The following is a 19,877-nucleotide window of genomic DNA, read 5'->3' on the forward strand; positions in this document are numbered from 1 at the left end:
CCCGCGCTAGTGCGGGCCGCGGCTCGCGCCTTAGGCTCGCCCAGCGCGGAAGACCGCCCGCCGCTACATGGTGAAGAGGTGGAAGAAGGCACCGATAAAGCGGATGTCCTCAACCGTATGTGTTTTGAGGTTGACGGTGAGGAGCAGGGCCACGATCCCCCAGGCCACCGTGAGGCTCACCCAGGCCCAGCGCCGTATCCGGTAGCGCCCCTTGCCGCGCGGCAGGGCGTGCCGGCGGATCTGCGCGGCGTGCCGGGGCACGTAGAGGGGGCGGCACACCAAGCTGCGCCCGCGTATAACGCTTCCAGCTGCCAGAAGTGCGAAAATCAGGTAGGAGCCGGCCACCGTGGTTTTTTGGGTCATCCAGCCGCGGGTGGCCACCACGCTTTTCGTTCCGCCCGCCTGATCACCATTCCACCAGTCCAGCGCCCCGGGGAGCTGTTTTTTCCACGTATCCCAGGAATGCCCGCCGTTCGGGTCGAGGTGCACGGTGGTTTTCAGGCGCGGGTTATTGACCTCCTCCAGGCCGCGCGCCAGTTCCACCGGGTCGTTATCGGTGCGAGTGCCGGTGAAGTACATGGATTGCGGCCAGCTCGCTTTTTTCATGAGATTGCTGACGGTGAATTGTTCGCGCAGGCCGGGCGCTTGGGTCAGGCCAATAACCGGCACGTTGTACCCGGAAAAGGAAATCACTGAAGCGAAGGTTTGCGGATTGTAGAGCCCGAGCACCGGCGCGCACCAACCCCCGTAGGAGGCCCCGGCAATGGCCCAATCGCGCCGATCGGCAGAAACCGAGAAATTCTTACGTACCATCTGCACGACGTCGCGGTTCACCCAGGTTCCCACCGCGGGCCGCCCGGATAGATCCACGCAATCGGGCTGTTGGTTATCAACATTGAGGGAGGGAACGACGACGATAGTATCCGGCGCGCTCGCCGGCATCGTATGCTCCAAATCCAGCACGCCCGGGATTTTCTCCGTCTGGGAGGGGAATCCCTGGATCATAACGATCACCCGGTAGGTGCGCTCCGGGGAATAATCCGGGGGTAGGTAGACCCATACGGGCAGTTCGAGGCCGGATTCAGGGCCGCGGAAGACCGTGCTCACCACCCCACCTCCGGCGGGGGTGAAATCAGCTTTCCACTCTGTGCCTTCCGGCATGGGGATCTCACCCGATTGCCCGGCGTATTTGGGTAGCTCGCTCGTTACCGCGGTCACGGAAGCCTTGCCGCCGCTTTTCGTGAAAATGGTTTTGACATCGCTCCACGTGCTCGCGTACTGCAAGTTGAGGTTCATCTCCACCCCAATAGCGACGACGCCGCATACCGCCGATATCACCATGGCGAACACCGGAATCGCGGTAGCCAGGCGACGGGTACGCGGGATGGTGCGCACCCCCAGCGCTAGGAAAGCCAGCGAACAGAGGCCGGCAGCCAGGAGCGCCCCGTGCGTATTGGGTTGAAGCATAGGCAAAATTTTAGGCCGCTCGGGTGCCTCCGCGCGCCGTTATTTCACTCTATGCCCAGCTCTCCTGTTATTTTTCCTCACTTTTCCCACGCTCTTCCCAGTCAGCGGCGGCGGGCTGGGAAGATGCTGGTTCCGGGGCTGTGGTGGCAGTGGGAACCGAGTGCAGCGTGGCGGCCGGAGCGGCTGGCGCAGCCGGTGCAGTGGCAGCGGTGGGCGCGGTAGCGCTGGCATCCGGGGTGAGCGCGCTCTCCCCTCCCGGTTCTGCGGCGGTCTCTCCCGCGGCCTGCTCCGGTGCCGCGCCGCCACCGGGCGCCACGGTGGTGGCGGAAGTGGGCGCTGCGGGCTGGGCAGCGTCGTCGTTCTGCTGTGCGGCGGGGCGCAGGGCGCGCCGCACCCGGTAACGCTCCCAGCAGGCACGCACCCACGTCCAGAAGTCACGCGCCCCGTAGCCGAGGGCGAAGGGCAGCAGCACCGTGAGCGCCACGCAGCCGGTGAGGAGCGGGGCGCGCGTGCCTACCTCGAGCATGCGGCCCGGGCCGATCCCACCGGTGGCGAATTGCCCGGCCAGGGCCACGAGCACCAGGAGTTCCAGGGCGCCCACCGCGGCGCTCAGCCAGTCGCGCGGGCGCAGCGAGCGGATAATGCCCCAGAGCAGGCCCGTGAGAATGGGGATGATGAGGAGCCAGGCGGGGCGCAGGGCCGGGTCGGGCAGCAAGCCGAAAACGGGAAGGCCGGGGATGGGAGCGAAACTACCACCCAGGGCCGAGAAGACCGCTCCGCTGCCCACCGTGAAACCGGCGCCGGTCACGTAGGCCAGTGCCCATACCGCGAGCGCGGGTGCGAAGAGTAGCTGGGTAAGAGTGAAGAGAATGGTGCCGGTGAGGTCGGTGAGGTAGGCGACGTGCAAGGCCCGGACCTGCCCGAAACCAAGTGCCAGCGCGATAAGAACCAGGAGGAGGCTTACCGCGCCCAGGGTAGCGGCCAGCGGTGCGATGAGGCGCCAGCCGCGTTCGAGGATAGCTACGCCGGGCCAGGCCGGGCGCTCCAGCCAGGCGCATTGGCTAGCCAGGAAACCGAGTACCGCACCTCCCACGAGGGCGTGAAGCAGGGAGGATTGCGGGAGGGAAAACAGGCAGATCACCCCGGCGCTTCCCGCCCCGCTCAACGTTGCGATAGCAACGTCCCACCAGTCTTCCACCACGATGGCGCGCAAGAAACGCACCGTGAGCCAAGCGATGAGCGCGGTGAGGAGCAGCGGCATGAGGCCGATATGCCCGCCCGCGGTTACCAGCGGTGAACCGAGCGCGAGCAGCCACAGGGAGCCGCCCAGGCGCGCAGCGCCCTGCCAGGTCACATCTCCGAGCAGCGGGGAGGCCGCGGTGAGGGTGTAGCCGAGCAGGCAGATAAGCACCACCGTGATCCAGGTGAGAACCACGGGCTGGATAACAGCCAGAGCGAGCGCCACGCGGCGCGAATACGTTAACATCCCTTCCATGGTGACGCGCGGAGAGCGCCGGGCCGCGGAAGAGAGCCCGGCGTGTTGCTCACCGCACTGTCTTCTCGCGGCCGCTGCGCGCACCCGGACCTTCGCTCCGCCACGCGCACCGGCGTTCTCACTCCACGCCGCTTAGCCCAGCGCTCCCTTGAGCTCGCTCACCCGGCCCGCGATATCCGCAGCGATGTCATCCGCAGCTTTTCCTGCGGCAGCCAGCTCATGAATACGGGAAACCAAAGCTGAGCCCACGATCACGCCATCGGAAAGGGCGCCCATACGCGCGGCCTGCTCCGGGGAAGAAATCCCAAACCCGATTGCGCACGGGGTATCGGTGACCGAACGAATCTTCTCCACGATAGCCCCCACATCGGTGGTGATATTCGAGCGCATGCCCGTCACCCCCATGGAGGAAACCACGTAGAGGAAGCCACGCGCGGCCCGCGCAATCGCCTCGATCCGATCCTCGGAAGTGGGCGCGATGAGCGAAATAAGATCCACGTTGTGGGCCGCGAGCGGGGCTTCGAATTCGCCCTTTTCTTCAAAAGGCACATCGGGGAGAATCACGCCGGAAACCCCCACCTGAGCGCAGCGGCGCGCGAAACGCTCCGGGCCGTAAGAGAAGACCACATTGGCGTAGGTCATAATGACGAAGGGACATTCCAGATCCGGGCGCACCTGGTCGATCATCTCAAAAATTTTGTCCGTGGTGGCTCCTCCGCGCAGTGCCCGCTCCGAGGATGCCTGGATGACGGGACCCTCGGCGGTCGGGTCGGAGAAAGGCACGCCGAATTCAATGAGATCCGCACCGGCCCGGCCGGCCGCGCGAATGATCTGCGCCGTCGTATCTAAATCCGGATCCCCGCAGGTGAAGAACGGAATAAAAGCTTTGCCGCGGGAAAAAGCCCGGGCGATGGGTACCTGTTTAGTCATGGATATCTTCTCCCCGGTAACGCGCGATGGCCGCGACGTCCTTATCCCCGCGGCCCGAGAGCGTGACGATAATAATCTTGCCCGGCATCTCCGGGGCGATTTTCATGGCGTGCGCGAGGGCGTGCGCCGATTCAATCGCGGGAATAATCCCCTCGGTGCGCGAAAGGTATTCGAAAGCATCTACTGCCTCCGCATCGGTGACCGGTACGTATTCCGCGCGCCCAATATCGTGCCAGTAGGCGTGTTCGGGGCCGATACCCGGGTAATCCAGACCGGCCGAAATGGAATACACCGGGGCGATCTGCCCGAATTCATCCTGGCAGAAATACGATTTCATGCCGTGGAAAATACCTTCGGTGCCGGTGGCGATGGTGGCGGCGGTATCCGGGGTATCCACGCCCCGCCCGGCCGCCTCCGCGCCGATGAGACGCACGCCCGCATCATCCACAAAGTTATAGAAGGAACCGGCCGCGTTCGAGCCCCCGCCCACGCAGGCGATCACCGCATCGGGCAGGCGCCCTTCGGCCTGGAGAATCTGGGCGCGCGCCTCGCGGGAAATCACCGCCTGGAAGTCACGCACGATCGTGGGGAAGGGATGCGGACCCATAACCGAGCCGAGGCAGTAGTGGGTATCGCTGACCCGCCCGGTCCATTCGCGGAAGGCTTCGCTAGCGGCATCCTTGAGAGTGCCGGTCCCCGTTTTGACGGCCACCACGTCCGCGCCCAGCAGCCGCATCCGATAGACGTTGAGGGCCTGGCGGCGGGTATCTTCCTCACCCATGAACACCACGCACTCCATATTGAAGAGCGCCGCGGCCGTGGCGGTGGCGACCCCGTGTTGGCCGGCCCCTGTTTCGGCGATGAGGCGGGTTTTGCCCATTTTCTTCGCGAGCAGCGCCTGGCCGAGCACATTATTGATTTTGTGGGCGCCGGTGTGGTTGAGATCCTCGCGCTTAAGGTAGATCTTCGCTCCCCCGAGGTCGCGCGTCATCCGCTCCGCGTAGTAGAGGAGGGAGGGCCGCCCCGCGTAATTATTGAAGAGCTCGGTGAGTTCGGCATTAAATTCCGGGTCATCACGGTAATGCCGGTACGCGGCGTCCAGCTCTTCAATAGCCGGCATCAGAGTTTCGGGGATGAACTGCCCGCCGTGGATCCCGAAACGGCCCGGGCGCTCGGAGGTGCCGGTTTCCGGCGCGGAACTTCCCATCGTATGTTCTGCGGTCATGATTACTCTTTCTCCTGTGCGGGGGCGACGACGCGCGCCGCGGCCTGGCGCCACTGGGCCAATACACCTACTTTATCTACGCTGCGCATAAGGGCTTCGCCCACGAGCACCGCGTCGGCACCGCCGGCCGCGAGCGCTTCCACGTCCGCGGCCCCGCGCACCCCCGATTCGGCAACGACAAGCGCTGTGCTATCGATACGGGCCCGCAACTGACCCGCCGTGGCCAGATCCACCGAAAAATCTTTGAGATTGCGGTTATTAATACCGATAATGCGGGCGCCGGCAGCCTGTGCGGAATCAATTTCCGCGGCATCGTGGGTTTCCACCAGGGCTGAAAGCCCGAGGGAATGCGCCAGCTCGAGGTACTCGCGCAGGGTCGCGGTATCCAGGAGTGAGCAGATGAGCAGCACCGCGCTGGCTCCCAGCGTTTTCGCCTGGAAGATCTGGTAGGAATCCACCACGAAATCTTTACGTAGGCAGGGGGTAGAAACCGTGCGCGTGATCTCCTCCAGGTAGCGGTCCGAGCCGAGGAACCATTGCGGTTCGGTGAGCACGGACATGGCCTCTGCCCCGGCTGCTTCGTAAGAACGGGCGATATCGAGGTAGGGGAAATCTTCGGCGATGATTCCCTTGGAGGGCGAGGCTTTTTTCACTTCGCAGATGAAGCCGAGCCCGGGGCCGCGCAGGCTCGCTTCGAAGGGGAAGCTGGCCGGATCGCTCCCCGGGGCGGGGGCCAGCGCCGCGGCAAGTTCACGCATGCGGGGCGTGGGAATTTGTTCTTTATCGCGGGCCACCCGCTTCCGGGTGGCGGCGGCGATCTGCTCCAAAATATTAGGCACGCGAAGCCTCCACGAATTCGTCGATCTTGCGGTAGGCACTACCGTCGTCAATAAGGTCGCCGGCCATATCCACGCCCGCGGCGATGGAGCGGGCCTTGCCGGCGATATAGAGACCGGCGCCAGCATTAAGCTGAACTACATTGCGCTTGGGGCCGGTGATTTTGCCGGAGAGGATATCGCGGGTGATCTGGGCGTTTTCTTCCGGGGTGCCACCGAGCATATCGGCCGGGGTAGCACGGTTAAAACCAAACACATCCGGGGACATCTCGAAGGTGCGGTATTCCCCGTTGCGTACTTCGCAGACCGTGGTGGGTGCGGAGAGGGAAATCTCATCGAGCTTGTCCTGACCGTAGACCACGAGACCGTGATGGACACCCAGGTCATTGAGGACGCGGGCGAGGGGCTCCACGAGGTATTCATCGTACACGCCGAGGACCTGGTACTCGGGGTGGAGCGGGTTGGTGAGCGGTCCGAGGATATTGAAGACGGTACGGAAACCGAGTTCTTTGCGGATTCCCCCCACGTTCTTCATGGACTTGTGGTAGAGCTGGGCGAACATGAAGCACATACCCACCTCATTGAGGAGGCGCCGGCAGGTATCCGGATCCTGGTTGATATTCACCCCGAGGGCTTCCAGGCAGTCGGCGGTACCGGAAAGCGAGGAAGCGGCACGGTTGCCGTGCTTGGAGACCTTAACTCCCCCGGCGGCCAGCACGAACATCGAGGTCGTAGAAATATTGAAGGAATGGGCGTTATCCCCGCCGGTCCCCACGATTTCCAGGGTGGGGAAAGGAACCTCGAAGTAATCAGCGTGCTCACGCATGGCGGTGGCGCAGCCGGAAATCTCATCAGTGGTTTCTGCGCGCGCATTCTTGGTGGATAGTGCGGCCAGGAAAGCTGCCGTTTGGGTGGGGGTGCTTTCCCCGCCCATGATCTCATTCATAACGGTATAGGCCTCGTCGTAGGTGAGATCCTGCTTGGAGACAACTTTAATAATGGCTTCTTTAATCATGACAACTCCGTACGTGTGGAAAGACTTTTAGACTGCATTTTTCTGGACTGCGATGCTAATCGGGCTGGGCCAAGTTGAGCGGACTGTGCCATCGCCCCCTGGCGGCTTTCCACCAGCGGCAGCGCAGCTGCGCGTGGGTGGAGGTAGAAAATGTGGTGGTAGCCAAGCGATACGTGGATATCACATCGGGGACATGGTGCTCAGGTAGATGCGGTAGGTCCCGGTGCACGGGATTCTCCTCTCAAGTGGTTGGGGCGGCGTGGTTGCGCCGCAGGACGCGCTACTTAGGCGCGCCACCATCGCCAGGCCGCACCGGCCCGGACCCGTACCTTGAGATCCTGCTGCATAGCTGTGAGCTTAGCCCACCCCGAACATAGCCCCCGCCCCGGTCCATCATGCGGACAGGCAAGGGCGAAGATGAGCTAGCGGCGTCGTCGTTCCACTACAAGCGAGCCACGGTGCCGCACCTACGCGAGCCGCACCGCAGCTACCAGGCACGCAATTATCATTATTGACTTTTCACCCAGCGATTCCCGGGATTTTTCGCGATGTTTCGCAGATTCACCCTAGTGCTTTATGCGTGCATCGGTTAACATATTCAGGTCCCGAGTAAAGAAACCCATACCTTACATGCTTTCGTGATTGAAGAAGGACACCATGAAACATTCTGTTAAGTTGGCCGCGATTGCCGCGGCCGGGGCTTTGGCACTCGCATCGCTAACCGGCTGCGCTACCGAAAATAAGGGCGCATCCGATTCGGCTTCCTCCGACTCCTCAAAGGCCGCGGGCCTGTCGGTGGTGGCAACAACCGGTTACCTCGAGGACGTTATTCGCAACGTCGCCCCCGAGGCTAACGTAACCACCTTGGTCAAGCCCGGCGGTGATCCTCACACCCAGGAACTGACCACCCAGGATACCCAGGCCATTGAAAAGGCCGATCTTGTAGTGTGGACCTCCCACGATATGGAACACAAGATGATGGGCCAGCTTGAGAAGCTCGGTGACCGCCAGATCGCGGCCGCCGAAGCTATCCCCGAAGATAAGCTCCTCCCCTGGGAAGAAGACGGCAAGATCGAAGGCCACGATCCGCACGTGTGGAACTCCCCGGAGAACTGGCAGTACGTGGTGACGGCCACCGCCGCCAAGCTCGGTGAGATCGATGCCGCCAACGCGGATCTCTACAAGGCCAATGCGGAAAAGTACAACAAGAAGATCGCTGCGGCCGCTGAAGAAGCCAAGGCAAAGTTCGATAAGATCCCGAAGGAAAACCGCGTACTTATCACCGGGCACGACGCTTTTAACTACCTGGGCGCTTCTTTCGGTATTGAAATTCACGCCACCGATTTCGTTTCCTCCGAATCGGAAATGTCCGCGGTGGAGCTCAACGAGCTCGCCACCCTCATTGCCGAACGCAAGGTCCCGGTGATCTTCCAGGACAACCTCAAGAATCCGGAAGTCATTAAGCACCTCCAGGACGCCGTGCGGGAAAAGGGCTGGCACGTTGAAGTCTCAGATAACGAGCTTTTCGCTGATACCCTCAGCTCCGAAGCCCCCACGAATACCTACCTGGGCGCTTTCAGCTACAACGTTGACTCCATCGTCAGCGCGCTCTCGCAGAAATAGGTGATGTCGATGGGATCCGCTACCACGCTGGCCTGTCAGATTGATCACCTGAGCGTCGCCTACCAGGATACGATCGCGGTGAGCGATGTTTCGCTCCGCGTCAGTCCAGGCCAGGTGGTGGCGCTTCTCGGTCCGAACGGCGCGGGGAAATCAACCGTCATGAAGGCTTCCCTGCGTCTCGTTCCCGCTCTCGCCGGGGAGGTCACCTTCTTCGGCGAACCTCTCCCCCGGGTGCGTTCGCGTATTGCTTACGTGCCGCAAACCGCCACCGTAGATTGGGATTTCCCGACCACGGTGGGCGACGTCGTGCTTATGGGCACGTACGCCCAGCTGGGCTGGCTGCGCCGGCCGGGCGCGCGCCAGCGCGAAGCGGCCGCCGCGGCCATGGAACGCCTGGGGATTTCCAATCTTGCCCATCGCCATATTAACGAGCTTTCCGGTGGCCAACAGCAGCGAACCTTCGTGGCACGTGCCCTGGCCCAGAACGCTGAGCTCTACCTCATGGATGAACCCTTCGCGGGCATTGATATCACTTCCCAGCAGGCAATTATGACGCTGCTGCGCGAACTGGTCGATGAGGGAAAGACCGTCATGATCGTGCATCACGATTTGCAAACGGTTCCTGATTTCTGCGATAGCGTGGTGCTGCTTTCGAGCGGCAAACTGGTGGCGAGCGGAAGCGTGGAGGAAGCTTTCACCGCGGATAATATTGCGCGGGCGTACGGCCTTTCCGTGGCGCTCGAACGCAAGTGAGGGCACGGGGCAATGATTGATTTTATTTCCCCGCTGGAATTGTGGGGAACCTACATTTTCCGCACCATGTTGATCGGCACCACCCTCATCGGGGTGTTTTCCGGGGTGGCGGGCTGCCTGCTTTATTTGCGCCGCCAGTCACTGGTTTCCGATGTTATCGGGCACAGCTCCATTCTCGGTGTTGTTGCCGCGTTCACCGTGGCGACGCTGCTGGGCGCTGATGGGCGCTCGATGGTGATCCTAGTTCTCGGGGCGAGCGCGGCGGCGATGTGCGCCGTCGTTCTCACGAATATCATCGTGGCGCATTCGAAAGTGAAGCCGGATGCCGCCATGGCGATCTGCCTCTCGCTGTTTTACGGCGGCGGGATGGTGTGCCTGCGCCTCCTCACCCATTCTCACCTGCCCAATCGCGGCGGGATCGACAGCTACATGTTCGGAAATGCTGCGAATGTACGCGCCGGGGACCTGGTGACCATCGCGGTATTCGGGCTGCTCACCGTCGCGGTGATCCTCGCTTTCTTTAAAGAAATCAAATTGGTAACTTTCGATCCGGTCACGGCACAATTGCAGGGTTTCAGCCCGCGCGTGCTCACCCCGCTCATGCTGGTGCTGGTTACCATCGCCATCGTTATTGGAATTAAGGGCGTGGGGCTTATTCTCATGGTGGCTTTCGCAATTATGCCGGCCGCGGCCGCGCGCCAGTGGACGCACCGCATGTCCTCGATGATGGTGCTGGCCGGTATTTTCGGTGGGCTTGCGGGCGCGGCGGGGGCGTACCTGTCCGTGTGCCTGGGCAAGGTTCCCACCGGCCCCGTTGTGGTCATCCACCTTTTCGTTATTTTCGCCTTGTCTTTGCTGGCCGCGCCGCGCCGCTCCATCGTGGTGGTGGCATTGCGTCAGCGGCGTTTGCGTGAAGATCTAGTGGCGCGGGCACGCGCTGCTACCGCGGCTCCGGTTACGGGAACGGTAACAGCCACCGCAGCGGTGCAAAAATCGGCGACGACGCCGGCGCCTGCGGCGCCGGCCGGTGTGGCAGCGCCCGCTGGTTCGGAAAGGAGTGAGCGATGAGTTTCATCGTGGCAGTGATGTTGCTTGCGGTGGTGACCGCGGTAACCTGCGCACTTCCCGGGGTTTTCCTGGTGTTACGTGGCCGATCCATGCTGGTGGATGCGATGTCCCACGCGGTGCTCCCGGGAATTGTTATCGGCACGATTCTTTCCGGTTCCACGCATTCCCCGATCATGGTGGTGTGCGCGGCGCTCATGGGTTTGGTGGTGGTGCTAGGTGCCCAGCAATTGGATCGCACCCGGTTGCTGACCGGGGACGCCAGCCAGGGCGTGATTTTCCCGGTGCTTTTCGCCCTGGGTATTTTGTTGCTCTCGACCACACTTTCCCACGTCCATATTTGCCAGGACACTGTGCTCACCGGGGATCTCAATCTCATGGCTTTGAGCCCGGAACATATCATCATCGGCGGTTACGATATTGGCCCGCGTACCATGTGGCAGCTGCTCGCGGTGTGCGCGCTCAACGCTATTTTCATCGCGGTGTTTTTCCGGGTGCTCAAAACCGATACCTTCGACAGTGATTTCGCGGCTACTATCGGGTTCCCGGTGCGGGCGGTGGAGCTGGGGCTCATGATGCTGGTCTCGCTGACCGTGGTGGCGGCTTTCAATGCCGCGGGGGCGATCCTCGTGATCGCTCTTATGGTGGTTCCGGCCGCCACGGCGATTCTTTTCGCCCGCTCGCTGCGCCACCTTCTGGTTCTCACCATGATTATTGCGGTGGCCGAGGCTCTTCTCGGGTTCGTGCTGGCCCTGTACCTGGATTTGGCGACCTCGGCGATGATGGCTTTCACCGATGGGGTGGTGTTCTTGAGCGCGCTGGCCTGGTACAAGCTGAGCGGGCGCGCGGCGGCGCGTAGCCACCGGCGCACCCTGAGTGTGCCGGCCGCTGCCGCGGGCGCTGCCGTGCCTAACGGCGCGACGGAAGGTGCCGGCGCTACGTGCGTGGCCAGCGCTGCCCGTACTGCCGGATAAGCGCAGCTACTTCTCCACTTTCGTCAAGGGAGCGAAGCGCAGCATCAAGCGTTTCGTGACCGAGCCGAAAGCAACTTTTGCGGTGGTGGACTTTCCTCGGCCTTCGAAGCCGAGGATGGTCCCCCGCCCGAAGGAGCGGTGTTCCACGGTGTCACCCACCGCGAAGCCCTTGGTATCCGCTGCGGTATCAGCCGCGCCCGCCGCGCTAGGTGTGCCTGAGGTGCCTGGGGTGCCGCTCGAACCGCCAACCGCGGAACCACCCGAACAGCCGGCCGCGGTATGCGCACTACCGGCGGAATCTGCCTGGGAGGCCGAGTTCGCGGCGGCGGGTACCCCGAGTTTCCCTGGTTTAAATTTGCCCGAACCGATAACTGGTCCAGCGTCGTCGTCAAAGAACGATGAGGCGCGCCGCTGCCGACTCCCCCACCCGTATCCAGAACCGATACCGGATCCGATGCCGGCCCCGCGCACGAGATCCTGGGAGGAATGCTCCCGACGCCAGTCAATAAGTTCGGGTGGGATTTCTTCAATGAAACGCGAGGGCGGGAATTCCTGGGGGGCGCCCCAGGAGGAGCGCGCTGCCGCCCGCGATATATAAAGGCGTTCGCGTGCGCGAGTGAAGGCCACGTAGGCGAGACGGCGTTCCTCAGCCAATTCGCGCCGGTCATCCAGGGAGCGCATATGCGGGAAGGTGCCATCTTCCAGGCCGGTCACGAACACAACCGGGAATTCCAGACCTTTCGCGGTGTGGACCGTCATGAGGGTGGTTTCCCCTTCGGATTCGCTACCTTCGGGAAGTCGATCCGTATCCGAAACTAGCGAAATCTGGTCCAGCCACTCCCCCAGCCCAGCATCCGGATTTTGGGCGGAAAATTCCACCGCGACCGCGTGTAATTCGGCCAGGTTTTCCACCCGGCTGAGGTCCTGCGGGTCTTTGGATTCTTGTAACACGGCCAGGTACCCGGATTCGTCCATGAGGTAATCGAGGATATCCGCGGGTTTACCGCCGGCCTCCGCTTCACCGCGGGCCTGTTCTAGGATGCGGGCCAGAGCGGCGACGGCGCTGCGGGCCCGGGCTGTCAGCCCCGCAACCTCGCCACGCTCCGGGTGAGGACTAGCCACATCCGCTACCGCAGCGCCGAAGGAAATATTCCAGCGTTGGGCATGGGTGGCCAGATGGCCCTGCGCGGTATCCCCCACCCCGCGTTTCGGTTCGTTAATAATGCGGCGCAGCGAGACGGTATCATCCGGGTTCGCCACCGCGTGCAGGTACGCGAGGGCATCCTTGATTTCTTTACGTTCGTAGAAGCGAGTACCGCCAATCACCCGGTAGGGAATCCCGGAGCGCACGAACATTTCTTCCAGGGCCCGCGCCTGGGAATTAGTGCGGTAAAACACCGCCACATCCCCGTAGCGCACCCCGTTATCATCCCGGAGCCGGTCAATTTCCGTGACAACGAAATGGGCTTCATCGCTTTCCGAATCGGCCACGTAGCCGGTGATCTTTTCCCCGCTACCCGAATCCGTCCACAGTTTTTTGGGCCGGCGCCCTTCATTGTGGGAGATCACAGCATTGGCAGCCGAGAGAATATTTTGGGTGGAGCGATAGTTTTGCTCCAGGACCACGCTGGTGGCATCCGCGAAATCTTTTTCAAAATCCTCAATATTGCGGATAGTGGCCCCGCGGAAGGCGTAAATGGACTGATCGGCATCGCCCACCACGGTGAGGGAGGAGCGTTCCGGGCCTTGCCCGGCCAGGGTGCGCACCAGAACATACTGGGCGTGGTTGGTGTCCTGATATTCGTCCACCAAAATATGGCGGAAACGCGTGCGGTAGCGTTCGGCAATATCTGGATGGGAGGTGAGCACCTCCACCGTGCGCATAATAAGATCATCAAAATCCAGCGCATTGGCACGCTCCAGGCGATTCTGGTAAACGGCATATGCCTGGGCCAGAACCTGCCCGTCCCGATCGGTGGCGGCCGCGGCCTGCGCAGCCGGGGTAACCAGTTCATCTTTGAGATTGGAGACCTGGCGGCTGAGCATTTTGGGTGGGTAGGCCCGGATGTCAATATTTTCTTCCCGGCACACCATGGTCATAAGACGCTGGGAATCTGCGGCATCGTAAATAGTAAAAGTGGAACGCATCCCGAGCGCACGGTGTTCGGCGCGCAGAATCCGCACGCAGGCAGAATGGAAGGTGGAGATCCACATACCGCGGGCCAGGCCGCCGAGCATTCCCTCCAAGCGTTCGCGCATTTCCCGGGCGGCCTTATTGGTGAAAGTGATGGCGAGGATATTGGCCGGATGAGCCTGCCCGGTGGCGATGAGGTAGGCAATACGCGAGGTAAGTACCCGGGTTTTCCCCGAGCCGGCCCCGGCGACCACGAGCAGTGGACCGCCGGTGTGGACCACGGCCTCCCGCTGGGCGCTATTGAGGCCGGTGAGAATACGCTCCGCAGCCCCGCTGATGCCACCCGAACGTTCGTTTCCTGCCAATGCGGGTGCTGGTGTGGCGGGGCCCACCGGCGTAGCGCGGACTGCTGACGCGGTTTGACCCGCGGATGCAGTTTCCGCAACCGGGTTAAGCCGGGCGGGCACGCCCGAGCGGCGCCCCACTGTAGCCCCGGCTTGCTGGGCGGCTGCTACGCGCTCCCGCAGCCGTGCGATTGTTGACTTGTACGATTCCTCCATAGCCCTTCTAGGGTACGACACCACCCCGACACAAAAAACGTTCCGGAGCTGTGTAGCGCTGTCAGTCCGCTCACCGTGCCGGGTGGACTCGCACCGCGTGTTCATTAGTGAAGGCACGCAAGCCCCAGGCGCCTTCCTCCCGGCCGTAACCGGACCGGTTAATCCCACCAAAGGGCCACGTGGGCGCCGATTCACGGTGCTTATTGATAATGGTCATCCCTGCGGCGAGCCGTGCCGCGAAGCGCTGCGCTTTCTCCAGATCCTGACTCCACACCGAGGATTGCAAACCGTAGGCGGTGCTATTGGCCAGCGCGAGGGCTTCTTCCTCATCCGCGACCCGGTAAAGCGCCACCACCGGCCCGAATACTTCGTTGCACGCGATATCGTGACCGGCGGGGATATCGGTAAGCAGTGCCGGGGTCATATAGGCACCGGGACGGTCAATTTTTTCACCACCGTAGTGGAGGTGCGCTCCAACGGCGACGGCGCTCGCTACCCGCCGCACCACGTCATCACGTGCGGCAATCGAGGACAGCGGCCCCATATCCGTGGCCGGATCATCATAGGGTCCCACCACAATGCTTGCGATCTCCGTGCGGGCCGCCGCTAAGAATTCCTCAAAAACACTATCCAAGACGATAATGCGCTTATTCGAGGTACACACCTGCCCGGCGTTGAAAACACGCGTGCGCACCGCCTCGCGCGCCACCGCGGGGATATCAGCGGCATCTAGGACCACCATGGCGTCATTACCGCCCAATTCCAAGAGGGAGCGTTTCGTGTACTTTCCGGCCAATTCCGCAACCGAGGACCCTGCTCGGTCCGAGCCGGTGAGCGATACTCCTTTAACGCGCGGATCTGCTAGCACATGCTCCGTATCCTCGATATCCAGGTAGATATTCTGGTACACCCCGGAGGGTAGGCCAGCCTCCCGCAGCAACGCCTCGAAAGCAGCCGAGGAGCGCGGGCAGATCTCTGCCTGTTTCATGAGGACGGTATTCCCGACCATGAGTTGGGGTAGTGCGAAACGGGCGATTTGAGAATAGGGAAAATTCCACGGCATGATTCCCAGCAGGACACCCAGCGGCTGATGGAGCACGTAGGTAAGAATGCCGTCCTCAGCATCCAGCGTGGTGGGTTCCAGATAGCGCGGCGCGTTATCCGCAAACCAGTGGGCATGGTGGCTGACCGTGGCGAGTTCCGCGGCGCCGTCGCGCAACGGTTTACCCATTTCGCGCCCGATGAGCTCAGCAAGTTCATCGGAGCGCTCCGTGACGAGTTCCCCGAAGCGGTGCAGGATTTCGCTACGGCGTGCCATTGGGGTATCCCGCCACGTGGTAAAAGCATCCCAGGCAGCTCCGATCACACCGGGGATAGCAGCGGTGGGAAGGGAGGCGAAGCGTTCTTCCACCTCTCCGGTATTGGGGTTATGCACGCGGTAGTGACTCATAGCCCTAGCTTACTGTGTTGCGGCCCACTGCGGCGGGGGAACCCGGCTATCATGGGGACATTAGTCCTAGATAAGAGAAAGGAGTGGTGAACGTGGGAGATTTCTTTACTGGGGAAAGCGCCCCGGGAATGATTGATTGGGCCTCGATGCCCACCTACAACACCATTATGGCCATCGCGGCCGGGGTGGGCTTGATGTTGGTTGGCCGGCTGCTGGTGCAGTTGCGCAGCGCGGTTCCAGCGGAAGTTGCCGGAGCTGGAGCGGATACCGATAAGGCCGTGAGCCTGGATGGATACACCCTGGGCTTCTTCGTGACCGGCCTAATCCAGACGCTGACCGGCCTGCATATGTCCCTCACGTGGCCGCTGGCCGCCGGGGGCTTCCCCTTTGACAATATTATCTTTGGAGAAACCTGCCTCGGCTTCGGGGTGCTCTTGCTGGCGGCGAGTTTCATCCTGTGGAAGCGCGGGGATCGTATCCTCGCTTCCGACGCTCCCTTCCACACTTTCGCCCGGATTGCCCGCCCCGTCTCCATTTTCGCGCTGGCAATGGGCTTGGCGTTATTGGCAATTATGTGCGCCGGGATGGTCTATCAATTCTTTGCGGCGCCTCCCCAGGAGCCGATTTCTGGGTCCTTCGCGACTTACCCCTGGCTGGAATCCATCGCCCTCTCCGCAGTCTTTGGCCTGGCCGGTGTGGGCGCGATTCTCTTCTTCGCCGCGGTGCGGCTGAATGCCCGCGGGCAGGTACGTGACGGCGTAGTGAACGCCGCCTACTGGTGTCTGGTTGTCAGCGGGGTGATCTTCATGCTCTTCGGTGCGATGAATTTCTATACCCATATCGGGCTTGTGGTCAATACCATGTAGCGCTGCCAAACTGGTGCGTCGCCCGGTCTAGCTGCGGCCGCCCCGCGGTGGCCGCAGCTGCGGCGTCGTACCCCACGTTTTAGGTACGACGGCGCAGCACCGAGCAGTGCGTACCCCACGCAGGCACGCACACAAAAGGGCCGCGTCCCTCGCGGGACGCGGCCCTTGGCGTCATCCGTAGCGTTTAGAAAGCCGGGGTATTCAGCCCCAAGCGCCGGAAGTGCTCCCGCGCTTCTTCCACGGCTTGTGGTGACGGCGGTACGACGTCTTCCAGTTGGTAGTCGTAGCCAAGTGAATGCCACTTGTCTCGCCCCATCTGGTGGAACGGTAGAACTTCAACGCGGCTCACCGCGTTCTTCCACCGTGCAACGATCTTCGCAACGTTCTCCACGTTCTCCGGATCGTCTGTCAGCCCGGGCACGAGTACGAAACGTACCCAGATTTCCTTGCCCGCAGCAGCCAATCGATCACCAAAATCAATGGTCGGTTGCAGTTCGCGGCCGGTCGTGCGCTTATACACTTCTTCGGATCCGGATTTAACATCGAGCAACACCATGTCGATGTAACTCATCATTTCGTCGTCGACGTTACGCCCAAGATATCCGGAAGTATCGATACACGTATGGATTCCCATTTCCTTGGCACCGCGGAGCACGGTCTTGAGGAAAGCGGGTTGCATTAAGCATTCGCCACCCGAGATCGTGACCCCGCCACCCGTCGCCTTGAACATGCGACGGTAGCGCTTCCAGCGCCGCAGCAATTCATCAGAATCCACCGGCTGACCGTCCTTCATGATGAAGGTGTCAGGGTTGTGACAGTACAAGCACCGCAGGGGGCACCCTGCCATGAATACTGTCATTCGGGTCCCGGGCCCGTCCACCGCGGTCACGAGTTCCCACGAGTGGACGGAACCGAGGGTTCCCTCGCGCATCTTGCGAAGCCGTTCTTTACGTTCGATGTCGTCGAGGACATCGATTCCTCCAAGACCGGCCCCCTGCAACCGACCGGTCGGCGCTTCGAAATCTTGAAGGCCGACCGGTGCTAGTCGCAACTCAGCAGACAATGGTTATGCCGAGTGATGGAAGGTACGCGAAAGAACGTCGAGCTGCTGTTCGCGGGTCAGCTTCACGAAGTTGACAGCGTAGCCGGACACGCGAACGGTCAGGTTCGGGTACTTCTCGGGATGATCAATAGCGTCCTCGAGGGTGGAACGATCCAGCACGTTGATATTGGCGTGGTACAGACCCTGCACCCCACCGTTATCTTCGCGAGCAGCCTTCATCGACTCGAGACGCTCTTCGTAGGTCTTAGCCATTTTTTACCTTCTTTTCTTTGTTGGGGGTTGAATCTTAGAGTTTTAGTCTTCTTCAGCCATGAAGCCGGCATCCATAATTCCGACCAGGTTCTTGACCTGCTCTTCCTTATTACGGCCGAGGCCAGCCGGCGTAATGGTATTCGTCAAGGAAATACCATCGAGGGCATCCTTGTAATCCAGCTTACCAACGGACATCATGGACGCCACCATACCGTGGGTATCCATGCCGTTCTCCGGGTTCGCACCCGGGGAGAACGGGGTGCCAGCCTTGTGGCCGGACGGGAAGGAACCCGTGGCCTTGCCGTACACCACGTTGGAGGTAATGGTCAGTACCGACTGGGTCGGGATGGCGTCGCGGTACATCGGGATCGCCTTGATCTTCGACATGATGGTGTGGACCACGGTTGCCGCGATGTCATCAGCGCGGTCGTCGTCGTTACCGTAGATCGGGAAGGTTCCTTCCGTCTTGTAATCGACCACGAGGCCGGTCTCATCACGAACCGGGTAGACCTTCGCGTACTTGATCGCGGAAAGCGAGTCAGCCACGATGGACAGGCCGGCAATACCGCAACCCATGGTACGGATGATCTCTGAATCGTGGAGAGCCATCTCCACCGATTCGTAAGCGTAGCGGTCGTGGCAGTAGTGGATGATGTTGAGAGCTTCAACGTAGGTACCAACTACCCAGTCGAGCATCTCTTCGTACTTCTGCCAGACTTCGTCGAAGTCAAGCGGGCCGTCGCCTTCGATCGGGGTGAACAGACCCGGTTCGGTCACCTGCTTGCCGGTCATTTCATCGCGGCCGCCGTTGATGGCGTAGAGCAGGGCCTTCGCGGAGTTCACACGAGCGCCGAAGAACTGCATCTGCTTGCCCACCCGCATCGGGGAGACGCAGCAAGCGATGGCGGCGTCGTCGCCCCACTGGTTACGAATCTGTTCGTCAGATTCGTACTGGATGGACGATGTTTCGATGGAGATGGCCGCGCAGAATTCCTTGTAGCCTTCCGGAAGGGCCGGGTCCCAGAAAATGGTGATATTCGGTTCCGGAGCAGGACCCAGGTTACGCAGGGTCTGGAGCAGACGGAAGGAGGTCTTGGTAACGAGGGTGCGCCCGTCATCACCGAAACCGGCATCCGACCAGGTGGCCCAGTAGGGATCACCGGAGAAGATCTGATCGTAATCGATCGTGCGCAGGAAGCGGACGATACGCAGCTTCATGACGAGGTTGTCGATCATTTCCTGCGCATCGGATTCCGTGATGGTTCCGGCAGCCAGATCGCGCTCGAAGTAAATATCGAGGAAGGCGGAGAGGCGACCGATGGACATGGCCGCACCGTCCTGGCTCTTCACGGAAGCAAGGTAGCCGAAGTACAGCCACTGCACGGCTTCACGCGAGTTCTTCGCCGGGCCGGAGATGTCGAAGCCGTAGATCTCACCGAGAGTCTTAAGCTTCTTCAGGGCCTTGATCTGCTCCGCGTGTTCCTCACGGAAACGAGCCCAGTGCTCGGAGAAGGGCTGAGCGGCCACGGAGTCCTTCATGGCCTGCTTCTCTTCGATGAGCTTATCCACACCGTAGAGCGCCACGCGGCGGTAGTCACCAATAATGCGACCACGGCCGTAAGCATCCGGAAGGCCGGTAATAATGTGTGAGGACCGAGCCGCGCGAATACGCGGGGTGTAAATATCAAAGACCGCGTCATTGTGGGTCTTGCGGTAGCGGGTGAAGATCTTCTTGATCTCCGGGTTTACTTCCTTGCCCGCTTCCTTGATGGCGGTTTCCACCATGCGCCAGCCGCCGTTGGGCATCATCGCGCGCTTGAGCGGAACATCGGTCTGCAGGCCGACGACGACGTCGTCATCTTCGGAAATGTAGCCGGCGGGGAAAGCGTCAATATCGGCCGGGGTGTCGGTGTCGACGTCGTACACGCGACGACGACGCTCCTCGGAGAGGTAATTTTCCTCAAGAGACTCCCACAGCCGAGTGGTCTTCTCCGTCGGGCCGGCCAGGAACGAAGCATCCCCTTCGTAGGGGGTGTAGTTCTTCTGGATGAAGTCACGAACGTCAATGGCTTCATTCCAGGTGCCGGACGTGAAACCCGCCCAGGCTTCCTCTGTTGGGGTATCGGTAGCAGTGCGCTCCATGTGCGTCTAACTCTCCTTGTGTCGTGT

Annotated in this window: 14 protein-coding genes and 1 pseudogene; 5 read left to right on the forward strand and 10 right to left on the reverse strand. The window is 61.5% G+C overall.

The annotated features are described in order from the left end of the window. Nucleotides 1–63: 63 nt before the first annotated feature. From HMPREF9237_RS06870 to trpD, 6 genes are all read right to left on the reverse strand, one after another. Nucleotides 64–1,467, reverse strand: a complete 1,404-nt coding sequence (locus tag HMPREF9237_RS06870) for an alpha/beta hydrolase (RefSeq protein WP_016443018.1) — start codon at nucleotides 1,465–1,467, stop codon at nucleotides 64–66. 67 nt (nucleotides 1,468–1,534) lie between these two features. Continuing rightward, a complete protein-coding gene (locus HMPREF9237_RS06875; RefSeq protein WP_016443019.1) occupies nucleotides 1,535–2,953 on the reverse strand; it encodes a DUF6350 family protein in 1,419 nt (472 codons plus the stop codon). Between the two features lie 141 nt (nucleotides 2,954–3,094). Next, nucleotides 3,095–3,892, reverse strand: a complete 798-nt coding sequence (trpA, locus tag HMPREF9237_RS06880; protein WP_016443020.1) for a tryptophan synthase subunit alpha — start codon at nucleotides 3,890–3,892, stop codon at nucleotides 3,095–3,097. Further along, complete coding sequence (gene trpB / locus HMPREF9237_RS06885; RefSeq protein ID WP_016443021.1) at nucleotides 3,885–5,117, reverse strand: tryptophan synthase subunit beta; 1,233 nt, start codon at nucleotides 5,115–5,117, stop codon at nucleotides 3,885–3,887. Before trpB ends, trpA begins: the two co-directional genes overlap by 8 nt. Nucleotides 5,118–5,119: 2 nt before the next feature. Further along, nucleotides 5,120–5,956 (reverse strand): indole-3-glycerol phosphate synthase TrpC, encoded by an 837-nt coding sequence (gene trpC, locus HMPREF9237_RS06890; protein ID WP_016443022.1) that lies wholly within the window; start codon nucleotides 5,954–5,956, stop codon nucleotides 5,120–5,122. Further along, a complete protein-coding gene (gene trpD / locus HMPREF9237_RS06895) occupies nucleotides 5,949–6,968 on the reverse strand; it encodes an anthranilate phosphoribosyltransferase (RefSeq protein WP_016443023.1) in 1,020 nt (339 codons plus the stop codon). The genes trpC and trpD overlap by 8 nt, the downstream gene beginning before the upstream one ends. Before the next feature lie 657 nt (nucleotides 6,969–7,625). Here trpD and HMPREF9237_RS06900 point away from each other — a divergent pair. The 4 genes from HMPREF9237_RS06900 to HMPREF9237_RS06915 are packed head-to-tail and all read left to right on the forward strand — an operon-like array spanning nucleotide 7,626 to nucleotide 11,383. Further along, the gene (locus HMPREF9237_RS06900) at nucleotides 7,626–8,591 is read left to right on the forward strand and encodes a metal ABC transporter substrate-binding protein (protein ID WP_016443024.1); all 966 of its coding nucleotides are present in this window, start codon (nucleotides 7,626–7,628) and stop codon (nucleotides 8,589–8,591) included. A 3-nt stretch (nucleotides 8,592–8,594) separates the two neighbouring features. Next, the gene (locus HMPREF9237_RS06905) at nucleotides 8,595–9,344 is read left to right on the forward strand and encodes a metal ABC transporter ATP-binding protein (RefSeq protein ID WP_231366715.1); all 750 of its coding nucleotides are present in this window, start codon (nucleotides 8,595–8,597) and stop codon (nucleotides 9,342–9,344) included. Between the two features lie 12 nt (nucleotides 9,345–9,356). Further along, entirely contained in the window at nucleotides 9,357–10,412 is a 1,056-nt protein-coding gene (locus HMPREF9237_RS06910; protein ID WP_016443026.1) for a metal ABC transporter permease, read from the forward strand. Further along, nucleotides 10,409–11,383 carry a metal ABC transporter permease gene (locus HMPREF9237_RS06915; RefSeq protein WP_016443027.1) on the forward strand — a complete coding sequence of 325 codons (975 nt, stop codon included), beginning with the start codon at nucleotides 10,409–10,411 and terminating at the stop codon, nucleotides 11,381–11,383. Before HMPREF9237_RS06910 ends, HMPREF9237_RS06915 begins: the two co-directional genes overlap by 4 nt. Nucleotides 11,384–11,389: 6 nt before the next feature. Here HMPREF9237_RS06915 and HMPREF9237_RS06920 read toward each other — a convergent pair whose 3' ends face one another. Beyond that, nucleotides 11,390–14,077 carry a UvrD-helicase domain-containing protein gene (locus tag HMPREF9237_RS06920; protein ID WP_016443028.1) on the reverse strand — a complete coding sequence of 896 codons (2,688 nt, stop codon included), beginning with the start codon at nucleotides 14,075–14,077 and terminating at the stop codon, nucleotides 11,390–11,392. Nucleotides 14,078–14,147: 70 nt separating this feature from the next. Then, nucleotides 14,148–15,527 carry an aldehyde dehydrogenase family protein gene (locus HMPREF9237_RS06925; protein WP_016443029.1) on the reverse strand — a complete coding sequence of 460 codons (1,380 nt, stop codon included), beginning with the start codon at nucleotides 15,525–15,527 and terminating at the stop codon, nucleotides 14,148–14,150. Nucleotides 15,528–15,613: 86 nt separating this feature from the next. On the opposite strand from HMPREF9237_RS06925, the gene HMPREF9237_RS06930 reads away from it, so the two are divergent. Further along, nucleotides 15,614–16,393: a DUF981 family protein gene (locus HMPREF9237_RS06930; protein WP_196800263.1), complete on the forward strand. Its 780-nt coding sequence runs from the start codon at nucleotides 15,614–15,616 to the stop codon at nucleotides 16,391–16,393. Nucleotides 16,394–16,577: 184 nt separating this feature from the next. On the opposite strand, the gene pflA is transcribed toward HMPREF9237_RS06930, so the two are convergent. Further along, nucleotides 16,578–17,456: a pyruvate formate-lyase-activating protein gene (pflA, locus tag HMPREF9237_RS06935; protein WP_051107006.1), complete on the reverse strand. Its 879-nt coding sequence runs from the start codon at nucleotides 17,454–17,456 to the stop codon at nucleotides 16,578–16,580. A 3-nt stretch (nucleotides 17,457–17,459) separates the two neighbouring features. After that, nucleotides 17,460–19,850 (reverse strand): annotated as a pseudogene (gene pflB / locus HMPREF9237_RS06945) (formate C-acetyltransferase). Between the last annotated feature and the right edge of the window lie 27 nt (nucleotides 19,851–19,877).

Source organism: Actinotignum schaalii FB123-CNA-2 (genome assembly GCF_000411135.1).
Taxonomy (GTDB): Bacteria; Actinomycetota; Actinomycetes; order Actinomycetales; family Actinomycetaceae; genus Actinotignum; species Actinotignum schaalii_A.